Origin of the sequence: Ensifer sp. ENS08 (assembly GCF_014852195.1) — a bacterium.
In the GTDB taxonomy this organism is placed as follows: Bacteria; Pseudomonadota; Alphaproteobacteria; order Rhizobiales; family Rhizobiaceae; genus Ensifer; species Ensifer adhaerens.
Map to the genome: position 1 here is coordinate 1 of NZ_JACVBF010000010.1, position 24,982 is coordinate 24,982.

General features: G+C 61.2%; 20 protein-coding genes and 1 pseudogene. 7 read left to right on the forward strand and 14 right to left on the reverse strand.

Features of this window, described 5'->3' with window-relative positions; all coding sequences use genetic code 11:
• Window positions 1–436: 436 nt before the first annotated feature.
• The 3 genes and pseudogenes from IB272_RS20650 to IB272_RS34980 form a co-directional block, all read left to right on the forward strand.
• Window positions 437–2,335 (forward strand): potassium transporter Kup, encoded by a 1,899-nt coding sequence (locus IB272_RS20650; RefSeq protein WP_034796384.1) that lies wholly within the window; start codon window positions 437–439, stop codon window positions 2,333–2,335.
• A 51-nt stretch (window positions 2,336–2,386) separates the two neighbouring features.
• Window positions 2,387–3,352: a magnesium and cobalt transport protein CorA gene (locus tag IB272_RS20655; RefSeq protein WP_029742789.1), complete on the forward strand. Its 966-nt coding sequence runs from the start codon at window positions 2,387–2,389 to the stop codon at window positions 3,350–3,352.
• Between the two features lie 246 nt (window positions 3,353–3,598).
• A pseudogene (locus tag IB272_RS34980) lies at window positions 3,599–3,679 on the forward strand (transcriptional regulator); the annotation flags it as partial.
• A 28-nt stretch (window positions 3,680–3,707) separates the two neighbouring features.
• Here IB272_RS34980 and IB272_RS20660 read toward each other — a convergent pair.
• From IB272_RS20660 to IB272_RS20695, 8 genes are all read right to left on the reverse strand, one after another.
• Complete coding sequence (locus tag IB272_RS20660) at window positions 3,708–4,328, reverse strand: pentapeptide repeat-containing protein (protein ID WP_034796525.1); 621 nt, start codon at window positions 4,326–4,328, stop codon at window positions 3,708–3,710.
• A gap of 151 nt (window positions 4,329–4,479) precedes the next feature.
• The gene (locus IB272_RS20665) at window positions 4,480–5,757 is read right to left on the reverse strand and encodes a pilus assembly protein TadG-related protein (protein ID WP_192444896.1); all 1,278 of its coding nucleotides are present in this window, start codon (window positions 5,755–5,757) and stop codon (window positions 4,480–4,482) included.
• An 855-nt stretch (window positions 5,758–6,612) separates the two neighbouring features.
• Window positions 6,613–7,245, reverse strand: coding sequence for a dual specificity protein phosphatase (locus IB272_RS20670; RefSeq protein ID WP_246810394.1), 633 nt, complete (start codon window positions 7,243–7,245; stop codon window positions 6,613–6,615).
• Window positions 7,246–7,262: 17 nt separating this feature from the next.
• Window positions 7,263–8,156: an inositol monophosphatase family protein gene (locus IB272_RS20675; RefSeq protein WP_192444898.1), complete on the reverse strand. Its 894-nt coding sequence runs from the start codon at window positions 8,154–8,156 to the stop codon at window positions 7,263–7,265.
• A 68-nt stretch (window positions 8,157–8,224) separates the two neighbouring features.
• A complete protein-coding gene (locus IB272_RS20680) occupies window positions 8,225–9,322 on the reverse strand; it encodes an ABC transporter substrate-binding protein (RefSeq protein WP_192445023.1) in 1,098 nt (365 codons plus the stop codon).
• A 71-nt stretch (window positions 9,323–9,393) separates the two neighbouring features.
• Window positions 9,394–10,530 (reverse strand): ABC transporter substrate-binding protein, encoded by a 1,137-nt coding sequence (locus IB272_RS20685; RefSeq protein ID WP_034796395.1) that lies wholly within the window; start codon window positions 10,528–10,530, stop codon window positions 9,394–9,396.
• 54 nt (window positions 10,531–10,584) lie between these two features.
• The gene (locus IB272_RS20690; protein WP_060530112.1) at window positions 10,585–11,718 is read right to left on the reverse strand and encodes an ABC transporter ATP-binding protein; all 1,134 of its coding nucleotides are present in this window, start codon (window positions 11,716–11,718) and stop codon (window positions 10,585–10,587) included.
• Entirely contained in the window at window positions 11,718–13,568 is a 1,851-nt protein-coding gene (locus tag IB272_RS20695) for an iron ABC transporter permease (RefSeq protein WP_060580708.1), read from the reverse strand. Before IB272_RS20695 ends, IB272_RS20690 begins: the two co-directional genes overlap by 1 nt.
• Window positions 13,569–14,153: 585 nt before the next feature.
• Between IB272_RS20695 and IB272_RS20700 the strand changes: the two genes are divergently transcribed.
• Window positions 14,154–15,143: a LacI family DNA-binding transcriptional regulator gene (locus IB272_RS20700; RefSeq protein WP_034796399.1), complete on the forward strand. Its 990-nt coding sequence runs from the start codon at window positions 14,154–14,156 to the stop codon at window positions 15,141–15,143.
• Between the two features lie 10 nt (window positions 15,144–15,153).
• Here the strand turns inward: IB272_RS20700 and IB272_RS20705 are convergent, their stop codons facing one another.
• The 5 genes from IB272_RS20705 to IB272_RS20725 are packed head-to-tail and all read right to left on the reverse strand — an operon-like array spanning window position 15,154 to window position 20,320.
• A complete protein-coding gene (locus tag IB272_RS20705; protein WP_113188238.1) occupies window positions 15,154–16,800 on the reverse strand; it encodes a Na/Pi cotransporter family protein in 1,647 nt (548 codons plus the stop codon).
• 17 nt (window positions 16,801–16,817) lie between these two features.
• Entirely contained in the window at window positions 16,818–17,108 is a 291-nt protein-coding gene (locus tag IB272_RS20710; RefSeq protein ID WP_049810991.1) for a MurR/RpiR family transcriptional regulator, read from the reverse strand.
• 2 nt (window positions 17,109–17,110) lie between these two features.
• Complete coding sequence (locus tag IB272_RS20715) at window positions 17,111–18,811, reverse strand: metallophosphoesterase (protein WP_192444900.1); 1,701 nt, start codon at window positions 18,809–18,811, stop codon at window positions 17,111–17,113.
• The gene (locus IB272_RS20720) at window positions 18,804–19,424 is read right to left on the reverse strand and encodes a dual specificity protein phosphatase (protein ID WP_029742776.1); all 621 of its coding nucleotides are present in this window, start codon (window positions 19,422–19,424) and stop codon (window positions 18,804–18,806) included. Before IB272_RS20720 ends, IB272_RS20715 begins: the two co-directional genes overlap by 8 nt.
• Window positions 19,425–19,480: 56 nt before the next feature.
• Window positions 19,481–20,320 (reverse strand): inositol monophosphatase, encoded by an 840-nt coding sequence (locus IB272_RS20725; RefSeq protein ID WP_192444902.1) that lies wholly within the window; start codon window positions 20,318–20,320, stop codon window positions 19,481–19,483.
• A 203-nt stretch (window positions 20,321–20,523) separates the two neighbouring features.
• Between IB272_RS20725 and IB272_RS20730 the strand changes: the two genes are divergently transcribed.
• The 3 genes from IB272_RS20730 (at window position 20,524) to IB272_RS20740 (ending at window position 24,661) form a co-directional block, all read left to right on the forward strand.
• Window positions 20,524–21,837, forward strand: coding sequence for an MFS transporter (locus IB272_RS20730; protein WP_060517906.1), 1,314 nt, complete (start codon window positions 20,524–20,526; stop codon window positions 21,835–21,837).
• 640 nt (window positions 21,838–22,477) lie between these two features.
• Complete coding sequence (locus IB272_RS20735; RefSeq protein WP_113080542.1) at window positions 22,478–24,061, forward strand: Na+/H+ antiporter; 1,584 nt, start codon at window positions 22,478–22,480, stop codon at window positions 24,059–24,061.
• Window positions 24,062–24,154: 93 nt separating this feature from the next.
• The gene (locus IB272_RS20740; protein WP_060517910.1) at window positions 24,155–24,661 is read left to right on the forward strand and encodes an NUDIX hydrolase; all 507 of its coding nucleotides are present in this window, start codon (window positions 24,155–24,157) and stop codon (window positions 24,659–24,661) included.
• A 19-nt stretch (window positions 24,662–24,680) separates the two neighbouring features.
• On the opposite strand, the gene IB272_RS20745 is transcribed toward IB272_RS20740, so the two are convergent.
• Window positions 24,681–24,929, reverse strand: a complete 249-nt coding sequence (locus IB272_RS20745; protein WP_034796529.1) for a WGR domain-containing protein — start codon at window positions 24,927–24,929, stop codon at window positions 24,681–24,683.
• Window positions 24,930–24,982: the final 53 nt, after the last annotated feature.

Genomic DNA, 24,982 nt, shown 5'->3' on the forward strand with positions numbered 1-24,982 from the left:
GCGCCGCCGACGTTCCGGCCCAGAGAGAACTTCCATCTTAAAATTGCTGCTAGTCATAATGCCGACATTACTCCTACACACTTAACTAAGTGGGGGAGCATGTCCGGGCCTTTCGGGGGCTAATTCAGCAACCTCGCTTAACTCGGTCTGCGATGCGGGCCCAGAGACTTCACAATCGACATTCACTGCGTCGTTCATCGTTCGGTATTCTCGAGAGAAAAGCGCAACTGGTTCGCCTCAGCAATGCGGGACACTGATCTCAGCCGATGCGGGTGGGAACGCAAACCATTCCCTGATGTTTTCGCGAGTTAGGTTTGTCCCACGGCCGATTATTCACACTCGACATTCTCGAGCGGTTCCTGTGAGAATTGCCTGGACTTTCGCAATGCAGCATATATCTGCCATCGCTAATGCCGACGGTGTTTCAGGAGACCTTATGCCCAATGCTCACAGCGAAGCTGTCGGACCTCGATCGGGAACGCAGAGCTTTCTCGTTCTACTGCTTGGATGCATCGGCGTTGTCTATGGCGATATCGGAACAAGTCCGCTCTACGCTTTTCGGGAGGCCCTTCGCCCCTTCTTGAACGACGGGGCGCAGCCTGACGAAGTCATCGGTCTCATTTCCCTGATGGTTTGGACGTTGACGTGTATCGTGACGTTCAAATACGTGCTTTTCCTCCTACGCGCCGACAATGACGGTGAAGGTGGAACATTGTCGCTTCTCGCGCTCTTGATGAAGAAGACCGGCAGTTTCATGCCCGTGTTGTTTTTCGCGGGCCTAATCGGGGCGGCCCTGTTTATCGGGGATGCCATGATCACCCCTGCCCTCTCGGTCATGTCGGCGCTCGAAGGCATGAAACTCGTCACACCAGCCTTTTCGGACTACGTACTTCCCCTTGCTGCGGTCATTATGGTTGCATTGTTTGCCGTGCAGTCCAAGGGTACGGAAGCGGTCGCAAGGTTTTTCGGGCCAATCACGGTTGTGTGGTTCCTCGCGATGGCGTGGGGCGGTCTCATCCACATCGGCGACGACTGGACCATCCTGCAGGCTCTGAACCCGATCAACGCCCTGTGGTTCATCACGCATGCAGGCTGGGCAGGCCTGATCGTGCTTGGCGCCGTCTTTCTGACGGTCACGGGAGCCGAGGCCCTTTATGCAGATCTCGGCCACTTCGGGAGGAAACCGATCAGCACGGCATGGTTTATCCTTGTATTCCCCGCATTGGCGCTGAACTACCTCGGCCAAGGCGCGCTCGTGCTGAGCCACCCAGACGCGGTCAACAACCCATTCTATCTTCTCTATCCAGACTGGGCGCTGCTGCCGATGGTCATTCTCGCGACCATGGCGACAATCATCGCTAGCCAAGCTGTCATCACGGGAGCGTTTTCTCTCGCTCGCCAGGCGGTCCATTTGGGCTTTCTTCCTCGACTGCTGATCAAATTTACGTCCGAGACCAACACCGGCCAGATCTATGTCCCTGCCGTAAATGCGCTGCTGTTCGTCGGGGTCATCGTGCTGATTTTCTCGTTCGGGGACTCAGAGTCTCTCGCGACCGCGTATGGAATCTCGGTCACAGGCGCGATGGTTGTGACAACAGTGATGGCGTTCCAGTTTCTCCGCTCCGTCTGGGGATACTCAACCGTTCTGGCTGCACTGCTTCTAGCGCCATTGCTCGTCATCGAGAGCGTCTTCTTGCTTGCCAATCTGTTCAAGATTCATGATGGCGGCTGGGTGCCGGTGGCATTGGCACTGACAATCATGGTGGTGATGTGGACTTGGACGCGGGGATCCGCAATGCTGCGCGAAAAGACCGCGCGCAACGATATCCCGCTGGAAACATTCATCCGCTCGATAGAGAAGTCCACCCATGCGCCCCAGACCGTTCGAGGGACGGCAATCTTTCTAACCAGCGTCGGCGATAAGACACCCGCCGTTCTCCTCCACAACATCAAACACAATCATGTCCTGCACGAACGCAATGTTATTTTGACGGTTCGCACATCCGAGCATCCGTATGTCGCGCAGGAAGACCGCGTCTCAATGACTGAACTGTCAGACAGGTTTACAAGGCTCGAGCTTTGCTTCGGCTTCATGGACGAACCGAACGTCTCGAAGGCGCTGTCACTGTGCAAGAAGGCAGGTTTCAAGTTCGAAATCATGCAGACCTCTTTCTACCTCGGGCGCAGGACCCTTATTGGTGACCCGAACTCAGGTCTGCCCGGCTGGCAAGACAAGCTCTACATTGCACTTGCAGGTCTCGGCATCGATCCATCGTCCTATTTCAAGCTGCCAGCCAATCGCGTGGTCGAGATTGGCGAGCAAGTCACGATCTAACCTTGGGTCAGATGCTTCACGCTGCGATATCAACTCCCGGAACTTCAAAAAATGCCAGTCGTCGCCTCCTACATGTATCGTTCGGGCAAGCGCGCCGAAGAAATCCCGCTTGCCGCCAAACCATTCGAAGCATCAGGTAGCGACTTCGCCTGGATCGGTTTGACTGAACCGACAAAGCAGGAAATGGCCGACCTTCAGGCCATGTTCGCTCTTCACCCACTTGCCGTCGAAGACGCCCTCAACGGCAATCAGGTGCCGAAGGTGGACATCTACGGCGACCAGTTGTTCGTGATCGTCAAGACGGCCCACCTTGAGGGTGACAAGATCACCTACGGCGAAACCTGCATTTTCGTGGGGAAGCACCACCTGATTTCTGTTCGCCACGGCTCTGCCCGCTCCCACAAGGAACTGCGCCAACACCTGGAACAGTCGCCCCAGCTTCTTGAGCACGGACCGGACTATGTCCTGCACGGCATCATCGACTTCGTTGTCGACGGCTATTTGCCGGTGGTCGAAACGCTTGAGGACAAAGTTCTGGAGCTCGAGAAACACGTACTTGTGTCCTTCCTGCAGCCCGAGCAGATCAGGCGCATCTTCCGGATGCGCCGTCACGTCATTCGCTTCCAGCGGGTGCTCGGGCCGATGGGAGAGGTGGCGGGTAAGCTAACTCATCTCGAGCTGCCCTGCATCGACGACAATGCCAAGCCATTCTTCAAAGACGTTCTTGACCATGTCAGACGTGTGGAAGGCCTGGTAGGCGGCCTTCGCGAGATAATGACGTCCGTGTTCGAGGCCTCCAATCTCCTGGAGCAGCAACGACAGGGCACCATCACACGGCAGCTTGCAGCCTGGGCCGCAATTCTTGCCGTACCGACAGCCATTGCCGGAATCTACGGGATGAACTTCGAACACATGCCTGAACTGGCAACCCGTTACGGCTACTTTGCCGTCCTCGGTGTCATTGCGACGCTCTGCTCTATTCTCTACTGGCGGTTCAAAAGGTCCGGATGGCTGTAGCCAACGGAAATATCTTTCCGTGGGTTTCGTTTGGTGTCGACACCGCGGCATTGCAGCATGCTATCCGGTAAAAGCTCTGTGTGATGGTATCTCTTGGTGCTCTCGGGCAATCCGGCCTTACCTCCGGCCCGCCTCCCCCATCTTCCGGCAAGTGACCTCCCGGCCTTCCGGAAGTTCGCCGAACTCTATCGGCGCAGGCCGAGCTTGACGCGGAAATCAGGACCGGTGCCCTCTAGGAGATTTGCAATGGCGACCAAGCGCAAGTTCAAGAGCGATGCCTTTGAGGCGATCCATAGCGCCGTCGAAGACATGTCCGCGGCAGGCACCCGTTGGGTCCTATACGTCGCCGGCAGCGTCACTTTCGCCTGACGTCGAGACCCAGAGCCTCGGCGATGATGATCGACTGGTCGATCGTGATGATCGCGTCCTTGAGGCGAAGATTCTCCGGATCGAAGGCGGTGAGGTCGCTGCCCCTGAGGTCGCAGGTGGTAAAATCTGCCCCATGCAGCCAGGCACCGGAAAGATCGACGTCCCTGAGCGAGCCGCCTTTGCAGGAGGCGCCGGTCAGATCCGCTTCCCGCATTCGCGTTTCCTTGAAGGATGCGCGGCCGAGAGCAGCGCCTGGCAATCCGGTAAAGGACCAGTCGCCGCCCGTCACCTGCATCTGGTCGAACTCGCAAGCGTCGAACATGCTTCCGACGAACTTGCACTCCTTGAAGCGGCTATCGAAGAACTTACAGGAGACGAATGTACAGTTCACGAAGGCGCTCGCCTGATGTGACGATGCATTGAACCGGGCTCGCCGGAAGGTGCATTCGTGAAAGACCACGCCGACGGTCTGCGCCTCGGTCAGGTCGAGATCGACGAACAGCGTGTTGTCGTATCGCTCGCGCTCGATCTGGCGACCGTACCAGTCGGCGCTTGCAATCGTGCTGTCGGTCTTGGGCGGCGCTTCGCCGTATCGTCGTTCAGCCATATCCATCCATCTGCGGCCCCGCACGAAGAGCAATGCCTTTTGTTGCTTCGCCGCTGAGCATTTCCATCTTCGCGATGATTGGCAATGCCGAAAAGTCGAGCGCACGAGCGAAGCCACCGGGGCACGCAATTACGGCGGGCTGGTTTCGACGCTATTCCACCAGCCGCACGCCGCCTCCCCTGCCGAAGCCGTTGGGCACGAAATCTTTGCCCTCTTCCCCCGGCTTCTTGAAGAAGGCCGTTCCGGACACGTAGAGGTTCAAAACCCTGGTAATCAGTGCGGTAAACTTCGATTCCGAATTGAGGCTTCCGCTGACGTTCCAGTCGACCACCGCATAGGGCAAATAGATCGCCCCATTGTAGAAGCTTCCAGCAGACGTGTTGATGCGGAACTGGACGCTGCTGTCCTTCGCCTGCCGGCCCTGGAACATCAGGATGCCGGCATGCGCGCCGCTGGTTGGCGCCGATACCTGCAGGATTGCCGCACCGTTCAAAAACAGCGGCGATTGCGCGTCCTCGAAATAGAAAAGCACGTCCTTGCCTATGACCTTGGCCGATGTGTTCAAGGTCAACGCGCCGCGGCGGAACGCGTAGATTCCGGGCTTCAGCGTTAACTCGTCCGTGGCATTCACGGTCAGCCCGCCGCAATAGATCCCGGGCTCGAGCGACGACTTGCCCTGGCTGTTGATCGTCTTCAGGCTTTGGGAGGTACAGGCGTCGTTCGGCGACGCCGGTTCGGGCATGCCGGCCATGGGGTCGGGCACGACAGGAGATCCGTCGACCGGCGGCGGCGAAATCAGGCGGCCGGAAAGCTTCGACTGGCCGGTGACGGCGATCAGCGGTGCTGCGAACTTCCCCTGGTTTTCGGCGTAGAACGCACGTTGCGAATGGGACGAGTTCACCTGGAAGCCGCATTCGCTGGTGACCGAGTTCGAATTGATGATCTTCAGCGCATCGGCCCTGCCCGGATCAAGGATCAGGATGCAGGCCGAGCTGCCAGCCCCTCGGGCGGCTTTCGCGATGACTGAGATCGGAACCGTCCGGAAGCCGAACATATGCATGATGGCGGTTTCGTAGTCCTCATTGACGGCCACCGCTACCGTATCCCGCTCGACCGTGACCTGATGGTTCCAGCTCGGGGGCTCTTTCAGATCTTGCGTGTCGCTGCTGCCAAGATGGGCGCCGAGAAAACCCACGGCGATCTTCTGCTCCGAACCGACACCTGCTGCAGCTCCCGCCAGTGCCGCAGCATCGGCCGCGCTTTGCATAGCGGCCTTTCGGTTGACCGCGGCTGCGAAATCGATCGCAACGCCAAGAGCGGCAATGAGGGGGATCGCGACAAGCGCTGCCAAGAGGCCGAAGTTCCCGGACCGGCATTTCAGCAGGGCCGAGGCGCAATGCCTGATCAGTGGCAGGGTCAGTATGTTCATGGCAGTTTCTTTGCAACCAGATGGAGAGTAGTCGCCTCTTCGTGCAGGGAGCCTTGCCAATCCTTTAATTTCGGGCCGAGTTAACGGTATGCACTCTCTCAGACGCTCTTCAGAGCTCTGACACAGGCGCGAAACGAGGTTATTTGAAGATATTTTGCGCTAAACGCGCGTCACTTCGGCACAACCGGCCAGCTGCCACGCTCGCCGGTTGGAAGCGATTTTGGCGTGCCCGAGAGGCGGATTCTGGGTCTTCTTCACTCAGAGGTTGCTGGACTGCTGAGGCAGTGCGGCGACTAACCCCTTTTGCTCATTGCCTAATCCTTGACTGCACCGTGCGCTGTGCGACGCTTTCGACTTCATGGTTGTACTGCGTAAGGGGCGGACGATGAAATTCACAAAGGCAAAGAGGAAACATCCCGGTAAGGCATTCAAAATAGGCGGGGCCGATAGAAGCGCATATGACGGCTTCGTCGGGACGGCGCGCGCAGCACCCGGCTTTTCCTATCGGGGACGATGGACCAGCGAAGGGTGCCCCGGCACCTTCGAAACATGGCTCGTAAACAAGGGCATATTGCCCAAACAATAGGGCCTTTCATTCTACTCAATCACGATCTGCCGGCGTCAAGGGTGGCGCCGGCCGCGCGCGTCAAGGTGCTCCGCCTAATAAAGCGATTTCGATTCCGCTTGGGCGTTCGAACGCGTTGGCATGCACGAAAGAACCAGCTGTCGCGACCGGAGGGGCGGCCGAGAATGCGTCGACGGCTGGCTGACCTCGAGACGTCGGCATCCCTGGCGGTACTGAGAGCAGGTTTCCGTGGCCCATACTGCAGACGGTCTCTGAACTGCGTTCTCGGGTCAGGCCTTCCCGCTCTCAATCGCACGTGCCCATCCCGCGGCTCGCTCGGCCGAGGCCGCCAGAACCGGTTTGGGCGCCTTGTACCACTCGTCCTTTGGGATCTCGCGCTTCTCGCGGACGAAGTCGATGGCGCGCTCCAATGTTTCGAATTGATCAGGCAGCGTCAAATGCAGGAACAGCGACACGACGACGACTGAGCGCGATCGGCCACCGCGGCAGTTGACGAGCACACCGCCACGTTCGCGCCTGGGATAGGACGGCTTTTCGGGTAGGACCTGCTCCAGGGCCGCTCGCAGGATGTAGTGCGCGGCCAGCATTTGCGTGTCCGGGTTCCCATCCCCGTCGATAAGCCCGATCTTGTAGTAGCGGATTTCGCCCGGTCCATGGATGCTGTTGCGGTGATCCGAGACGAGCTTCGGCTGGTCGACGAAATTGAAGTCCAGATTGACCGCGCAATTGACGACCGTCGTGATCCCGCTCTTGCGCAGGAGTTCGAGGTCGCTCGCACCTTCCTTGCCGGAAATGAAGATGTCGACGCCATAGGTCGGATGCTTCGGATAGACGAGACTGAGCCTTGGCAATTCGCTGCTGGTCATTTCCGTGGTTGAGGCATCGCTAAGATTGTCGAGCATGGTTTCCTCATGGGCTTTCATGGCGACGGCGCCTTCGCGCTGCGCCCGGCAGAGATTGCGGCGGCGACACGGTTCAGGGTTGGATAGTCGCCACCCCGACCATAGGCGAGATACCCCGGGCAAAGGTAGTCGACGGATCCTTCCGGCACTTTGCCAAGCGACAACGGCGCATAACGGCCGCCTGCGTTCTTCAGGATCAGCGTCGCTGCGGCCACATCCCAGGCGTTGACGCCAAAGCCCGCGGCCGCATCGACAAAACCCGCCGCCACATGGGCGATGCTCAAAGCAGCACTTCCAGGGCGACGCACGGTCGAGAAGGTTTCGACCAGATCACCGAGGCGGGCAAGTGCCTCGCTGCGGCCATCCAGGCGAAAGTCGCGCGAGACCGGGTAGCCGGTGATCAGCGTTGCCCGGCTTTCGTCACCGATGGCTTTGGAGGCAATGACCTTTCCATTGAGATAGGCACGCTCGACGTCGCTCGAAAACAGGAGATCGGCCACCGGGTCATAGACGACCCCGGCCACAACCGATCCGCCTTCAACCGCCGCAACCGATATGCACCAGAAGGCAAGTCCTCGTGCGAAGTTCGCGGTCCCGTCGATCGGATCGACGTACCATTGGATGTCGCCCTCACCGACCTGCCCGCCCTCTTCGCCAAGCATCGCCGAATTCGGCTCGTGCGCGAAGATGTAGTCGCGGATGGATGCCTCGGCTTGCCTGTCGTAGACCGTCACGACGTCGTGGAGATCGCGCTTGTAGTCGACGACCATTTCCGAGCGAAACGCAGCGAGCAAGGGGCCGGCGGCCGAGCGGGCCGCACCTTCGGCGATCGTCATCAGTCGCCGCGAGTAGTCGCGCTTGGCGTCTCTATCGGATTGGCTACGGCTCGTGGCGAGATTGGCGTCGGTCATGCTCTCTTCCTGTTCATCCTGGAACGGCCGGCGCGACCTGTCCTCGTGAGGCCGCGCCGGCCGGGATTTTACTTGCTGTAGTTCATGCGCCAGAAATCCTGCCACTCCTCGCGCCGGTCGAAATCGTCAAGCCCAGTGGCCGCGTCATAGGGAAAGAGGCGGTCCGCTACCTCCATGATCCCCGACGGTTCGTCCTCAGGCATCTTGATGTCGACATTGGTCGGCAGCTTGCCGTCCTTCATCTGGGGCGCGATGCCCTCTTCCGTCAGCACGTAGTGGATGAAGAGCTTCGCGGCATTCGGGCTCGCGGATTTCGAGGCGATCAGGCCGAGCTTGGTGTAGGTCCAGCCGACCCAGGGGGTCAGCTCCGTGCAGAGCCCGAGTTTGTAGCCTTTGCCTTCGTTATCACGGAACTTGGCGGAGCTCAGGAGCCCGAAAAAGGGCTCCTTCTGGCCGGCGGCGCCGACGGCTTCGGCAACCGGATCGTCGCCGTCCGTTACCAGCGGGCCATTTTGTGCCAGAGCCTTGATCCAGGCGGCCGCTGCACTTTTTTCAGCGGTTTCGAGATCCTTGCCGAAGTGGACCTTGTAGGCCTCCTTCACGGCGTTGTCGGCATGCTTTTCCAACTGGTTGAACCAGTCGGTATAGGTGCTCTTGGTCAGGGGATCGACCAGCGCGATCTTGCCTTTCCATTTTGCCTCAGTCAGCTCCCAGATATTGCCGACCGGGCATTTGTCATAGGCCTCGGTGTTATAGGCCCAGACATTGGCATTGGTCGAAATCGCCAGCGGGTTCTGGAAGGCCGCCGGTATCTTCTCCTTCATGTCGCCGGGCAGATAGCTTTCGACGAAGCCCTGCGGCAGAAGCTGGGCGAGCGCTGCCGGCGCGTCGGTGATCAGGGCGACATCGCCCTGGACGTTGCCGGCCTGGGCTTCGCGGATGATCATCTCCAGCTGGCTGTTGGCCGAGACTTTGACGCCGGTCGCCTTCACCCCGTATTTGGCGGTGAAGGCCTCGGCCATCTCGACGATCTTGCCGGTGCTGTCATAGACATTGATCGGCTTTTCTTTCTTCGCCGCCTCCACCAGCGCATTGAGATCAAACGCCTCCTCGGCGTTTGCCTCGACGGCCAATGCGGCCGCAAGGGCGGCAAATACCGCCCGCATGATCATAACCCTGTTCTTACCTTTGCTCATGGTTTCCCCTCCCAAGGAGACCGTTTCACATGTTCAGGCGATTACTTCTGGTAGCTGAGCCGCCACAGGTCCTGCCAGGTCTCGCGCGCGTCCCAGTCGTCGAGGCTCGTTGCCATCTGGTAGGGCATGACCTGATCAAGAACGGCGCCGATGCCCGACGGCTCGTCTGCGGGCAGTGAAACGTCCTTGTTGGTCGACATTTTTCCGTCTTCTGCCTGCGGCGCGATGCCTTCGGCGGTCATCACGTAGTGGATGAAGAGCTTTGAGGCGTTCGGGCTGTTGGTGCCCTTGGTGATCAGCCCGACGCCCGGATACATCCAGCCGAGCCAGGGTTTCAGGTCCTTGCAAAGGCCGAGCTTCATGCCCTTTTCGGCATTGTCGCGGAACTTTGCCGAGCTCATCAGCCCCATGAAGGGTTGCGACTGACCCGGCGCGCCGACGGCATCAGCAGCGGCCGCATCGGCGTCCGTCAGCAAGGGAGCGTTGGCAGCGAGCGCCTTGACCCAGGCGGCCGTCGCACTGCCGTCGTCGGTTTCGAGATCCTTCCCGTAAAGCTCTTTATAGGCGGCCGCCACTTTGTCGTCGCCGTGCTTGGCCATCTGGTTGAACCAGTCGACATAGGATGGCTTGCCGAGCGGATCCTGCATGGCGACCTTGCCTTTCCACTCAGGTCCCGTCAGCTGCCAGATGTTGCTGACCGGGCACTTGTCGAAGAGCTCGGTGTTGTAGGCCCAGACATTGGCGCTGGTAACGACGGTCAGCGGGTCCTGATACTCAGTGGGGATGTTGGCTGCGAGATCCGGCGGCAGCCAGCTTTCGGCAAAGCCCTGCGGGATGAGTTGCGCCATCGCGGCCGGTGCGTCGCTGATGATCGAGACATCGCCCTGGATGTTGTTGGCACGGGCCTCGCGAATGATCATCTCAAGCTGGGCCGTCGCCTTGACCTTGGAGCCCTCGGCGCCGACGCCATATTTCTCGGCAAAGGCCTTGGCCATTTCGACGATTTTGCCGGTGCTGTCATAAACCGTAATCGGCGGCTCCTTGCGCGCGGCCTCGATCAGCGCGTTCAGGTCGAACGGCTCTTGTGCCAGCGCCGGTCCGGCGAAGGCGACGATGGTCGTTGCCAGCAGCGCGCGCCTGATTGCACGGTGCGTCCTTTCAGTCCTTAGAAATTGCATCGTCTGTTCCTCCCTCAGATTATGTTTCGGTTTGTCGTTCGGCACTGAAGCGCCTTAGTTCAGCGTGGACTTGCGCAGCAGCGCGTCCGCTTCGGCGATCCGCTGGCCGTCCTTGTTAAAGACGTGCAGCGCCTCAGGCGGCGCAAAGAACGAAACCCTCGTTCCGGTCTCGACGCGCGGCAGGGCATTGGTCGTCAAGAACAGCGTGTCGCTGCCGTTCCTGAGCTCCAGGATCCAGCTGCCGCCGGTCGGCAGGACGCCTGTCACCGTCATTTCGCCGGAGAAGCTGCCGGCCGGCACATCGTCGGTTTTGACCGAATAGCCGATCGCTTCCGGTCGGATGCCGATCGAGCCAATGCCGCGCAGCGACGGGTGGCGCGTGCCAAGATAGGCCTCGGCTGCGCGCGACAGCTCAGAGGCGGCGGCCGATCCGAAGTTCAGGATGTTGATCGGCGGGCTACCGACGAATTCCGCGACGAAGCGATTGGCCGGGCGATCATAGATATCGTTGGGCGTGCCCATCTGCTGCAGCGTGCCCTCGTTCATGACGGCGATCGTCGTTGCCAGCGTCATTGCCTCCCACTGGTCGTGGGTGACGAAGACGATGGTCGTCTTGAACTCCTTGTGGATGCGTTTGAGCTCGGCGCGCATCTCGAGCCGGAGCCGGGCGTCGAGGTTCGACAGCGGTTCGTCGAGCAACAGAACGCCTGGATTGACCGCCAGCATGCGGGCGAGCGCCACGCGCTGCTGCTGGCCGCCCGAGAGCTGCGACGGGTAGCGGTCGCGGTACTTGGCGATGTCGAGCGCCTGCATCACTTTCTCGACGCGCATTTCACGCTCTTCCTTCGGCAGTTTGCGCAGCCTCAGACCGAAGTCGGTGTTGCGTTCGATTGTCAGGTGCGGCCAGAGCGCGTAACTCTGGAATACCAGCCCCATCTCACGCTTTTCCGGCGGGATGAACACGCCTGCCCTGACCGAGTCGACCACCCGCTCTCCGATGCGGATCTCGCCGTCCGAGAGGTTTTCGAGGCCGGCGATCATGCGCAGCGTCGTGGTCTTGCCGCAGCCAGAGGGTCCAAGAAGGCACATGAACTCGCCGTCGCGGATTTCGAGATCGAGGTTCGAGACGGCATTGGCGGAATTGACGCCGTAGTTCTTCTGGGCGCCGCTGAGATTGATGGTGGGCATCAGCTTCCGAGTCCTTCTGCGAGATTGGTCTTGGTCAGCTTCTGGGCTGCCAGGGTTCCGAGATAGGCGATCGCCGCGATGATCAGCACGACGGCATTGGCGGCTTGCGTGTAGTGGTAGTCGACGAGCCGGAGCGAATAGGTGGTCAGAACATCGGTGCTCGGCACGGCGAGGATGACGAAGAGGCTCAGGCCCTTGATGCCCGAGATGAAGGGCAGCAGCACGCCTGTTACCAGCGAGCCCTTCTGGATCGGAATGACGATCAACATCATCCGCCGGAACCAGCCGGCGCCGGAAATCTGGGCTGCCTCTTCCGGATCCTTGCCAAGCTGGGTCATGGCCGAGATACCGGCGCGCGAGGCGTAAGGCATCTGGTCGGCGATCAGCGCCAGGACCAGGATGGTGACGGTACCATAGAGGGCCGGCATCGGTCCGCGTGGCACGGCGAAGAGCGACAGATAGGCGGCGGCAAAGGCGATACCCGGCACCAGATAGGGCAAGAAGGTGACCTGCCGCAGATAGACCGACAGGACCTTCACCGGCGTGCGGATGACCACATAGCCGACAAGAAGTCCGAGAATGCCCGAGGTCAAGGACGCAAGGCCGACGATGACAAGCGTGTTTTTTGCAGCCGCCCATAGATCGGGGCTTAAGAGGACCCCGGTCTGCAGTGCCACCGTGTGGAGATCACTCCCGATCCAGTAGTCGAGCGTGAAATTGTCGAGCGTGAACTGCGCCGGCAGCTTCATGATGGTGGAGAGGAACAGGGTCAGAAGCGGCAGTCCGACGCTCAAGAGAAAGATAAGTGCGGCAAAACCGGTCGCCGGCAGGCGGTACTTGCCGAGCCGGCTCTGGCGGTTCATCGAACCCTTCGAGCCAACAGTAACGAAGCGCCGGGCTTCACGAACGAGACGCGCATCGATCATCAGGGTGACGATACCAATCAGCATGATCGAGGCCGCGACGACACCGGCAACGCCGGTCTGGCGTGACGCGATGCTGCGAAAGAGCGAGGTGGAAAGCACTTCGAACTTGACCGGCAGGCCGAGCACATAGGGCACGCCAAACTCGCCGAGGCACTTGGCGAAGATCAGCACCATCGAGGACAAAAGTGCGGGACGCATCAGCGGCAGGATGATCTGCATCGCCACCTGGTAGCGCTTGGCTCCAAGGATACGGGCGGAATCTTCGAGCTGGGAATCGAAGCGACGAAGGGCAGAGCCAAACAGCAGGATGACGAAAGGCGTATAATGTAGCGCCAGGATCACGATGATCGGGAAGCGCCCATAGGCGACCCAGTCGGGCGGTGTCAGCCCCATGGCCTCGAACCAGCCCGGCTGGCCGCCGACGGTGCGGTTCTTGAAGAGCGTTGTCCAGGCAAGCGCAAAGGTCCAGGCCGGCAGCATGTAGGGCACGATCAGCGCTGTTGCGAACCAGCGCCGTCCGAACATGTCTGTCCGGCTGATCAACCAGGCGAGCACCGTACCGATCAACAAAGACAGGCTGATCGCTCCGAGCGCGACCGATAGCGTGTTGAAGAGCGGCCGCCAGAAAAGATCGACCGAGACCGGCGACAGGAAGGCTCGATCAAGGTAGTAGAGCGTAAGCTCGCCAAAGTCCTTGCCGAGCCGCCGCTCGTGGCCGAATTGGACGCGCACGGAATCGAGCACGATCGAGATGATCGGCACGACGATGAGATAGGTAAAGAGAAGTGCCGTCAGGACGCCGATCAGCGTCGTCGGCTCCCGCGACGCGACCTTCATCCGATAGCGCCAGCGCTGCCATGCCGTCGGCGCCATTGCGCTGCCGGGCAATGTTGCCGCTTTGGCTGTCTCACTCAATAAGGCCATGCTCTTCCCCTTGGAACTCAACATGCGCTGCCTGCCCCGGCGATCGATGCCTGGCGGAACTTTCAAAGTGCCAACGGGGAATAGAAATCAGTCGCCAGGGCGTGGCGCTGACCTACGCAAGAAGCCGCTCAATGACGCAAAAGGCGCGGCTGTCGGTTACTCAATCCTCCCCGTTCGCAGGGCAGGCGCAAGCGCTTGCCAGATGTCGGCGCAAGCTCCTCAACCGCGCCGCCATCACCACGAACATGGACAGAACAAAAATTCCAATCCAGCTCTGTCTATGGAACGTATGATCCAATGGCGAGGCGCCGTTGTCAACAAAAAAATGCACACGTGCGCAATGATATAAGCCATTGTTTTTGATGACTCTTTTGTGACAATGATGTATTACTTTTGGAACACGTGATCATTGAGGTTGGGCGAATGACTTCAGCGGGGAGAAACAGCCGCCATAGACGGAGCGATGGCGACCGTTCAGCGGCATCAGCGGCTGGTTCACCGAGCGGGTAGGCTCGAACTTTTTCGTTGGAATGGGCCTGCTTTTGTGGCCCTGATGAAAAGCATCTGATTCTGCAGGAGAAAGGCATGGCGAGGGGCTTTGTGACGGCCGAAGAGGTTGCAAAACGCGCGGGCGTCTCACGCTCGGCGGTCTCGCGAACCTTTACGCCCGGAGCCAGTGTATCCCAGGCTGTGCGGCGCAAGGTTCTCAAAGCCGCCCGGGAGCTCGGTTACCGGGTCAACCGGCTGGCGCAGGGACTGAACAACGACCGCTCCAATCTCATCGGGGTCGTCGGTGCCAATCTCAGCGCACCCTTCCATGCAAAACAGCTCGATCTCTTGAGCATCGGCCTGTTGCGTCGCGGTCTCCAATGCCTGTTACTCAATGCCGCGGATGCGCGAAAGGATATCGCGCCGCTGATCGAGCTACTGTTCGAGTTCCGGGCGCAAGCGATCATCGTTCTTTCCGGAGAGCCGCCGGAATCGATCGTCGACCAGTGCATTGCCAACGGCGTGCGCCTGATCCTGATCAACCAGAAAATCGATCGCACCGATACCAGCATGGTGCTGAGCGACGATTCCCGCGGTGCGGACCTTGCAGCACTGCGCCTGATCGAGGCGGGCTGCAAGAAGGTTGCGGTGATCTCGAGTGGCAGCCAAACCCCTGCTCAGGTGCGCCGCACCACTGCGTTCAAAAAGAAAATGGCGACCGCCGGGGTCGAGGTGGTCGCCTGGTCGGGCGGTACCACGAGTTATGAAAGCGGTTACCAGGCTGGCTGCGAAGTGCTCGTCGACGAGGCGATCGACGGCGCGTTTTGCGTTACCGATCTCTTGGCTCTCGGCTTTCTCGACGCTGCCCGCACCGAAATGCACCGCCGCGTGCCGGCCGATCTTTCCGTCGTCGGCTTCGACGATATTCCGCAGGCAGGGTGGAAGAGTTACGAACTCACCACCGTTGCGCAGTCCTTCTCCGCTCTGACGGAGCATGTTCTCGAAGCGCTGGAAGCCGACGAGATGGAAACGCGACTTCAGGTCGTTCCCGTCACGATGGTCGAGCGCAAGACCGCCCGACGCTAGACCGGAATGCTCAAGTGGCCGCCGGCCGGATACGGCTGTCGATCAACAACCCGCTCTGATCTAGGATGGGGTGCGCGACGGTTGCGATGTGTGCGTTGATGCGTTTGAGATCGCGCAGCATGTCGAGATGGAGCGAGCTGGTTTCGATGCTTTCGGCGCGGCCATCGCGCAGGCGCTGCAGATGCCGCTCAGCCGACTGCCGCTCCAGCCTGCGGACATCTTCCTTGGCTTCTACCAGGCGCCGCGCCATCGCGTTGTCACGCGTGGCAAACACGGCCTGGGCCATGCGCAGATTGTCGATCGTGATGGCGAAGAGACGCGACAGTTCCTCGTGGCCATCGGAGGAGAAAGCCAGGCCGCGGGCGATCTTCTTTGCAAGTTCGGCAAGGAGCCCCTTCTCGATGATGTCGCCGATATGCTCGAGGTTGATGGCATAGTCGACGATATCCATGGCGTGGCGGCGCTGTTCCTCGGCGATTTCGGACTGGCCGACGCGCGAGACGTAAACCTTGATCTCGTGTTGCACGCGATCCACGCGCCCTTCAAGCGTGCTGATCGCAGCAAGCCTGGAAGGGTCCGTCTGCTGCAGGGCGTCGTTTGCTTCGACCAGCATGCGCTCGACCAGGTCGCCGACACCGAGCACTTCCCGACTTGCGCCGGCAAGCGCTGCGACCGGCGTGCCGAGATCGTTCTGTTCCAGGAAAAGCGGGCCGTCCGTCGCCTTTGGCTCGTCCGGCAACAGGCGCATGGTCAGGCGGGATAGAGGCCGAGCGAGGGGGGCCGCCAGAAGCGCCAGTGCGAGATTGAAGGCGAGATGCACATCAACCGGCAGATTGCCGCGTGAGACAGGCGGCCAGTCGATATGCGGGGCGATGTACCCGGCGAGCGCCAGAGCGGCCAGGCAGCCGACGGCACGCACGATCAGGTTGCCAAGGGCAACCCGCCTGGCGCTCGCCGCAGCCTTGAATGTGGCTAGAACCGGGGGCACAGCACCGCCGAGATTGGCTCCCAGAACGAGGGCGATGAGCGGGCCGGTCGAAAGGCTGGCGGATGTTGCAAGAGACAGGATCAGCACAACGACTGCCAGGCTCGATGACGCGAGCGCTGCGAGTCCTGCCGAGATGACGAGCGCCACCGGCCAGGCATTGTCGAGCATCCCGAAGAAAGCCGAAAGGGCGGCAGAGGTCCGCAGCGGTTCGGTCGCACCGCCAATCAGATGCAGCGACAGCAACATCAGCCCGATGCCGACGAGCGCTGCGCCTGATCCCTTGCGCGTGCTCGAGCTGCCGCGCCCGACAACGAAACCGCAAAGCAGCAAGAGCGGTGAGAGCCAGCCGAGCCCCAAAGCCACGATCCAGGCCGTCATCGCCGTGCCGACGTTGGCGCCGAGCAGCACGATCTGCGCCATGCGCGGCACGATGAGATCACGCTCGACGAAGGACGCGACCATGAGAGCGGTGGCGGTGGAGCTCTGGAGGGCGATGGTTGCGACGAGGCCACTGAAAAACGAACGAAGACCGTCACGCGTCCCGGCCGCCAGTCCGACTTTCAGACGGGCACCAAAAGCGCGTTGCATGCCGTCGCGAACCTGACCAAGGCCGAACAGGAGGAGCGCCACCGCGCCGAAGAGGTTGATGCTGACGATCGCAGTGCTCATGGCCCCCTCCCCAATGCTTATTGCCGGCCGCGCAGCAACTCCGCTCGAAAGAGTTGCTGAAAGGATGCATAGGTCTCAAAGCCGAGGTCGCTGACGAGCCGCATGACTGTCGTCGTCGAGACACCGCTGCGCACGGCCACTTCCCGTGCGCTCGCAAAGGCGACGTCGTACGGATGGGCAAGCACGAACTTGGCCACTTCCAGGCGCCCACCCTTCAGATGACGTCGGCCCAGACGGCAAGATTCCCGCAACTCGATGAAAGTCGCCGGCGGCGCGGAGGAAGAGGCCGTGGAGAGCAACTGGTCCATGGTCAGGCAGCCTCTTCCGTGTCGGAGGTGCTCTCGATGCGGATGTGTAGGCTTCCCGCTTCGGCACGATCGAGGAAGGCGTCGAAGGCCCCGAAGAAGATCGCTAGGAAGCCTGATGTCGATCCGTCCCAGCCGGTCCCGGGCGGACGGCCGAAGTGTTTGGCGAGCAGGCGATAAAGCGCGCGCCGCCGCTCAGGTATCTTGTCAAGCGCAAGGACGCCGGCCTGGCGCAGGCAATACCAATCGGCGATCACCTCGATCATGTCGAGGCTGGCGGCGTCCTCAGAGATGGCGATCGCTCCTTGCCCGGAAGCGCTCGTCATGGCGCCGGCGTCGGGCATCAACTTGCAGACGGCAGCGATCGAAAGCCCGGATATTTCGTTGACGACATCTCCGGGCCATTCCTTCGGAAAATAGCGATGCTGGACCAGGGCACGCTTGTGTGCCTGCAGGAAGGAACCGTAATCCGCCGCGGCAAAGGCTGGGTCCGGATATTCGCCGGCTCGCGCCGCTTCGCGACGATAGGCGCGCAGCACGCGTGGATCGACGGCCATCGCGGACAGTTCGACGGTTTCGATGGACGACGCCGATTGAGACGGTTCGACGATCTTGAAGCCCGGCGGAAAGGCCACGAGCGACGGCACGGCGACATTGATCAGCGAGCGGCAGCCGCCCGCGCGGCGCGTAACGCCTTCGACATGCAGGTGCCCGCTAAAATGCAGCGTCATGCCGGCGGTCATCAGTGCATCTGCGACCGCCTGCTGTGGTGTCCTGCGGGCAATATTGGTCTCGCCGAAGAGAACGCTTTCGGCTCCCGTTGCGCCATCGAAGGGATCGAGCACCGGATAATGCGAGAATGCGAGCAGCGTTTTTCCGAGTTTCGTTGCGCGCGCGGACACGTCGGCAATCCAGTCGACGATGAACGGTTTCAGCCTGATAAGCGCGTTCCAGCCCGCGCCGGTGCTGTCGACGAAAGCGGCTTCATCACCCTCCTCAAACAGGCCGTCGCGTGGTTCGAAGACGTTGGCGTCGATCATCAGCAGCCAGAGACCCGGCTCGGGCTCGACCAGATAGGAGGCATCCATCAGCCGGTAGCAATTCCGGCCGTCCGGAGACGAGACCGGGTAGAGCCGATCCTCGACGCGGTCAGACGCCCCGAACGGGGTTTCCCAATGAAGATAGTCCGGCCGTCGGAAGTACCCATGGGTAGCCACGGGGGCAAGGCCCGTCGGATATCCCTCGCAATACATGCGCGGCGTTGCGTGGCTGCCGGGGGCTGCCTTTCCTATGTCGCTCGTGACGAGGACCCTCACGTCGTTCCGATCAAGAAATTGTTTGGTGTGGTGTCGCCCCTTGGGCCCGAAGATGTCGTGGTTGCCCGGAAGCGCATAAAAGCGCGTGCCATGGGCGCTCTCGTGCCCATCAAGAATGGTGCGCACGCGCGCCGTTGTCTGTCTTTGCCCGTCGTCCGTGTAGTCGCCCAAAAGGACGACGTGACGGATGCCGCGGCGCGCGACCTCCGCCAAGGCCTCGTCCAGCGCTTTGGCACTTTCGTTGAAGACGCGGGTGGATTCGCGCGTGTCGGCCCAGCTTCTGACGGCCAGTTTTTCGCCGTCGATCTCTATCCGCGGGAACTCGAAATCGCCTTCAAGATCATGGAAATGGGCGTCGGCGATGATGGCGATCCGAGGCAAATCAGACATCGGCCTTCACCTCCAGACGGGAGGCCTCGACGAGGTCGATCCAGGCCGAAGCGCGGCGCGCTGCCTCATAGAGCATGGGCTTCGGCGTCTCGAACCATTCATCCGGCCGCAGTTCGCGATGCTCGCGGATGTGGGCGACGGCCGCGTCGAGTGTGGGAAACAGATGCGGCTGCTGCTTGTGCAGGAACAGCGCCACCAGCGACACCGAGCGGCTGCGTCCGCCGCGGCAATTGACGAGGATGTTGCCGCCATCGGCGAAGGGGTAGGTTGCGCGCTTCGGCATCGTCTGGCGTAGCGCACCGTCGAGAATGTAATAGGCACCGAGCATCATCGTGTCGGGGCTGCCATCACCGTCGATCATGCCGAGCTTGTAATAGCGGACGGCCGCATAGCCGCTTGCACAAAGATCATCATTGATGCTGACTTCTTCTTCGCGCACGAGGTTGATGTCCAGGTTGATCGCGCAATTGACGACAATGGAGATCCCGTGACGCTTGAGCAGGTCCAGGTCACGCGCGCCGTCACTGCCGCCGATATAGAGATCGGCGCTGTGGGGCCCGAGTTCTCTGGCGATCAGACTGATAGCGGGCCGGGTGTAGACCGGTGCGTCCATTGGATTTCCCCTTGTGTATGCGAACGGGTGGCATGCGTGTTCAGGCTACCGCGGTTTCAGGCCAGCTGGAGCCTGGCGGCTTGCTCCCTTTTTTGGACCGGGATGCCTGAAGCCACACTTACGCCGCCGGCAATCGCCGGCGTCGATGCGAGCACCGGCCCGCCGTCGAGCACGCTGCCTATTTCCATGAAGGGACACACGGCGCCGCCCGCCTCGGCAACGAGCAACAGTCCGGCAAGGCAATCCCACGAGTTCATGTGCAGCTCAACATAGGCGTCCGAGCGCCCATCGGCGACGTAAGCGAGCGCAAGTGCCCCCGAAGCGCCGCGCCGCACATTGGCGCCCTTCTCCAGCATCTGCCGCATCGTCTCCAGATAGGTCTCGTCCGGCACCCGCCGCGACCAGCCCATTTCGACCGACGCGGCATCGAAGGTCGCCGTCGACGAGACCGTGATGACCTTGCCGTTGAGCGTTGCACCTTCTCCCCGGCGGCAGAAATAAAGTTCGTCGTGGGCCGGATTGTAGATTGCGCCGATCTCTGCGTGTCCGTGTTCGACATAGGTTATGGAGATGCAGAAGTGCGGGATTCCGCGCGCGAAGTTTGCCGTGCCGTCGACGGGATCGACGACCCAGACGCGATCGGCAACGGTCCCGCCGCCCTCCTCGCCCAGGAACGCATCGGCCGGAAAATGGGTGGCAATTGCGTCGCGAATATGGGCCTCGGAGGCCGCATCGGTTTCCGTCAGAAAATCCTGCGGGCCCTTTAGGGAAAAGCCACGCTCGGCACTTGCCTTGAAGCCGTCGAGCACCAGAGCGCCGGCAGAGCGGATGACATCCCGACACAACAGGGCCCGCCCCGAAAGGTCGTTCGAATAGCGCGGCTTGTGATCGTTCATCGGCGAAACCCCTTTTGCACACGCGTGCATATTTGCACGCGTGTGCATGTCGCGCAAGTCGAAATTGCCGGCCCGTGCCAGGTGCCTGGAAGATTGGTCGATCCTCGCGGCCGCACTCAGCCGGACATCTGCGGCATTTCTGCAATATCCAAGCAGGCGCGGTCGACGTAGTGTCCACACGTCGAATCTCAAGGTAGGGTCGAATGACGACGATCACGATACAGGAAGCGCTCGACCGGGCGGGCACGGGCCCCTATCAGCGGCGCCTGATGGGCATATTTGGCCTGGTTTGGACGGCCGATGCCATGCAGGTGCTCGCCGTCGGGTTCACCGCCGCCTCCATTGCCGCAACATTCGGGCTGACGGTTCCCCAAGCGCTGCAGACGGGCACGTTGTTTTTCCTGGGTATGCTGATCGGCGCCGTCGGCTTCGGCAGGCTTGCCGATCGGATCGGCCGGCGCCGGGTCCTGCTCGTAACCGTTGCCTGCGACGCGGTCTTCGGCATTCTGTCGATCTTCGCTCCGAATTTCGTGGTCCTGCTTGTCCTGCGCTTCCTCACCGGCGCTGCGGTCGGCGGCACACTTCCCGTCGATTATGCGATGATGTCGGAATTCCTGCCGGCGCGCAGCCGCGGGCGATGGCTGGTCATGCTCGAAGGCTTCTGGGCCGTGGGCACGCTGATCGTGGCACTGGCGGCATGGCTCATCGCTCTTGCCGGCCTTACGGACGGATGGCGCTACATCTTTGCCGTCACGGCCATTCCGGCAGTCATTGGCGTCGGACTACGCTTCCTCGTGCCGGAATCGCCGCTTTACCTGTTGCGCGCGGGCAAGGCGGAGGCGGCCAAGGCGATCGTCGATCGAATGCTGGCAGCCAATGCTCGACCGCAACTCGAGCCGACCGTATCGATCGCCCTGCCTGTACCGACCGCCGATATCAGTATCTTTTCGAAGGACTTGCGTCGCCGCAGCCTTCTGATCCTTTCGGTCTGGTTCCTCGTCTCGGTCTCCTACTATGGCGTCTTTACCTGGATGCCGCCGCGGCTTGCGGGAGAAGGCTTCGGCTTCGTGCGTGGCTATGGGTTCCTCGTTCTCATCGCTCTGGCGCAGATCCCGGGCTATGCGCTTGCCGCCTACGGCGTCGAGAAGTGGGGACGGCGCCCGACGCTGGTCGGTTTCTGCCTGCTCTCCGCCCTCAGTTGCCTGTTGTTCGTCGTGGCGGATGCGGCCTTGGTCGTTGCTGCTGCGCTCCTGATCATGAGCTTTGCACTGCTCGGCACATGGGGCGCACTCTATGCCTATACGCCGGAACTCTATCCGACCGCCTCGCGCGCGACCGGCATGGGGGCGGCCGGCGGCATGGCTCGGCTCGGTGGCCTGCTTGCGCCTTCGCTCATCGGATTGCTGGTGGCGAAGGGCTTCGGCCTGGCGATCGGCACCTTTGCAGGCTTGCTGCTTGTGGCGGCGATCGCCGCTGCGATGATCGATGCGGAAACCCGCAAGGTATCGCTGACCTGATACGGTGCATTCTTTTCAGGGGCAGTAGCTCACAGTTTGGAAAACTGAACTGCGTTTCAACGCGTTAGCGCCTCCTTTCCCTGTGAACAACCTGTGGACCGGCTGCGGACAAGGCCGGAAGTCGGGTCGCCGGCTGTTCGATCGTAAAAGCGGTCGTAAAATGGCTGTGCGGTCAAGCTCACGACCGTTAGTGTAGCAACTATCTCATCGGGGCCGGCACGTGTGCCGGTCCCGATTGTCTGCCGGGGCGACTGTCCTTGGCGACGTCCCCCTCCTCCCGACGAACGCTCATTTTGGCACCGTTTGGCAGTTCCGGCCGACGACCGCGGCGCACGTCTTGCGTTTATGCATAGCTGCATTGCACAATAAATGTTTTCCAGCTGATCAAAAATCAGGCATAAAGCACACAGCTGATGCACATGGCGGGTCTCCTCCCAGTCCGCCGCAGCAGCTGTTCCCCTCTGGAGGTTTTTGACCTTCACACCTTTATGGGCCGCGGTCTTCCGCTGGCCCTTTTTTCTTTTCTGCGACCCTTCACCTTCGGCAAGGCTCCACGCCACTGTTGCTGCACGCGCAATTGCGTTTCGAAAAAACGTGTTCTGTAATGGGCCGCGTCATTGAGCGATGGAGGCGGAGACCGGTGGAGCCGATACATCTGTTCGAACTGGTGATCGGCATGTTTGTCGCGATCATCGCGCTGCACTACGTCGCGCATCGGCTCGGCCTGCCGCCGTCGGTGGCGCTTCTTAGCGGTGGCGCTATGCTCGCCTTCATGCCGGGGCTGCCGGCCATCGCGGTCGACCCGGAGCTGGTGCTCGTCATCTTCTTGCCGCCGCTGCTCCTCGACGGCGCCTGGACGATCGCGGTCGGCCGCCTGCGCCGTCACCTGATCGGCATCGCCTCGCTTGCGATCGGCGCAGTGTTTTTTACCGCGGCCGTCGTTGCCGTCGTGACGCACTTCATCTTCCCGTCCCTGCCTTGGGCCGCATGCGCCGCACTCGGGGCGATCGTCTCGCCGCCCGACGCCGTCTCGGCACGGGCCGTGCTGCAGCGCGTGCAGTTGCCGCGACGGCTGCAGATCCTGCTCGAAGGCGAAAGCCTGCTCAACGACGCAAGCGGACTGGTATTGTTCCGCTTCGCGATCGCCGCCGGCGTCACCGGGGCTTTCAGCGCCGGCGAGGCAGTCGGCAACTTCTTCCTGCTGGCGATCGGCGGTGCCCTTGTCGGCCTCGCCATCGGTACGGCGTGGGTGCTGCTTGCCCGCCGCCTCGGAGATGAGTACCTGATCATCGCCGCGACGGCCCTTTTGTCCTGGACGTCCTACCTGCTCGGCGAGTTCCTGCATGTTTCCGGCGTGATCGCGACAGTTACCACCGGCCTCGTCGCCAGTTGGCACCAGCACACCGTGCTCTCGGCCGCCACCCGTATGCGCGGCTCCGCCTTCTGGACCGTCATCGTCTTCCTGATGGAGGCCGCGGTTTTCATCCTGATCGGCCTGTCGCTTCGCGGCGTGGTCGAGCGCGGCGGCGGGTTCGAGACCGTTGCAGCGACCTTGGGATGGCCAATCCTCATGGTACTCTTCGCGCTCACCGTCGCCCGCTTCTTCTGGGTGTTCGGTTCCGACTTCGCAATCTGGCTTGGCAACAGGCTGGGGCTCAAGCGCTACACGCCGGTCGGCGCGCGCGGTGCGACCGTGCTTTCCTGGGCCGGCGTTCGCGGCGTGGTAACGCTCGCGCTTGCGCTGAGCGTGCCCGAAGGCTTCCCCGGCCGGGACTTCATCCTGGTAACCTCCTTTGCCGTGATCCTTGGAACGGTGCTGATGCAGGGAACGACGCTCGGGCGGGTGATCGCCTGGGCGAGGCTCGTCGAGCCTTCCTCTGAAAAGGCACCCCTCACCCTAAGCCAGGCCGAGGCGGCGATGGCCCAGGCGCAGCTCATCACCATTCAAAGCCGCGCCTATGACGCGGCGGGCAATCTCATCCATCCGCAATTGCTGGACCGCTATCAGCGCCGAGCGGTTTCGATCGTCGACTATGCCGCGCGCACGGAGCATTACACGCCGATCCTCCACGCCCATTTCGACGTCGTGCTCGAAGCGGTCGCGACCGGGCGGCGCGAACTCATCCGGCTTCATCGCGCCGGCGAAATCGACGATGAAACGCTGCATGAACTGGAGCGCGATCTCGACCTTGAGGAATTGAGCGCAATATCTGCCAAGGCATGAGCCTCTTGCCGGAACGTTTCTTTCCATTTTCTCCTTTGACATGAGGGGCGGATGTCCTAGATGTCCGCAAATTGGCGCCAAGTATCGAGGAGCTTGAGAGCGATCAAGAAGTCAAAGGCGCCGAAACCACCAAAACCGAAGACGCTGTTGCAGAAGCTGGCTGCCTCGCCCGAGAAACTGTTTTCGGGTTCGTTTCGCCAGCAATGTGCAGCACTTTGCTATCGTTACGTGCCTGACGGCGCGATCGAGATCCTTGTGGTGACGTCGCGCGACAGCGGCCGCTGGCTCATTCCAAAAGGCTGGCCGATGAAACAGAAGGAACCGCACGAGGCCGCGGCGATCGAAGCCTTGCAGGAGGCCGGTGTTCGCGGGAAAGTTCGCAAGAAGCCGATTGGCAGCTACACCTACTTAAAGGTGCTCGATGACGGCGACGTGGTGCCCTGTATCGTTGACATCTTCCAGATCGAAGTCACCAAGCTGGCGGAAAAATACAAGGAGAAAGGCGAGCGTTTGGTCGCCTGGGTCAGCCCCGATGAAGCGGCGCGGCGCGTCCGCGAAATCGAGCTCAAATCGCTTCTGGTCGACTTCAAGCCGCGGTGAAGTCGCGCACCTTTCCGGATCACATCCTCGGACGATAGCCGCGCTGACGTTTGCTACGCGTTAGCTCGAGGAAGAGTTTGACCGCCTCCTCCTCCCGCGCGAAGTGGTGCACCATCATCTGGCCGTGACTTCCGATCCGTCCCCAGCGCCGCGTCAGGCACGCCTCGCCCAATAGGGACATGGAGATCTGCATGGAGTAGTAGCGCGCCATGTTTCTGGCCGCGTCCCTTCGCTCGACATAGATCTGGTAGGGCTGAACGATCGTCATGCGCGAAGATTCGGCGATCGGCGCGCATAGGTCCAACGAGAGTTTTGAATCGA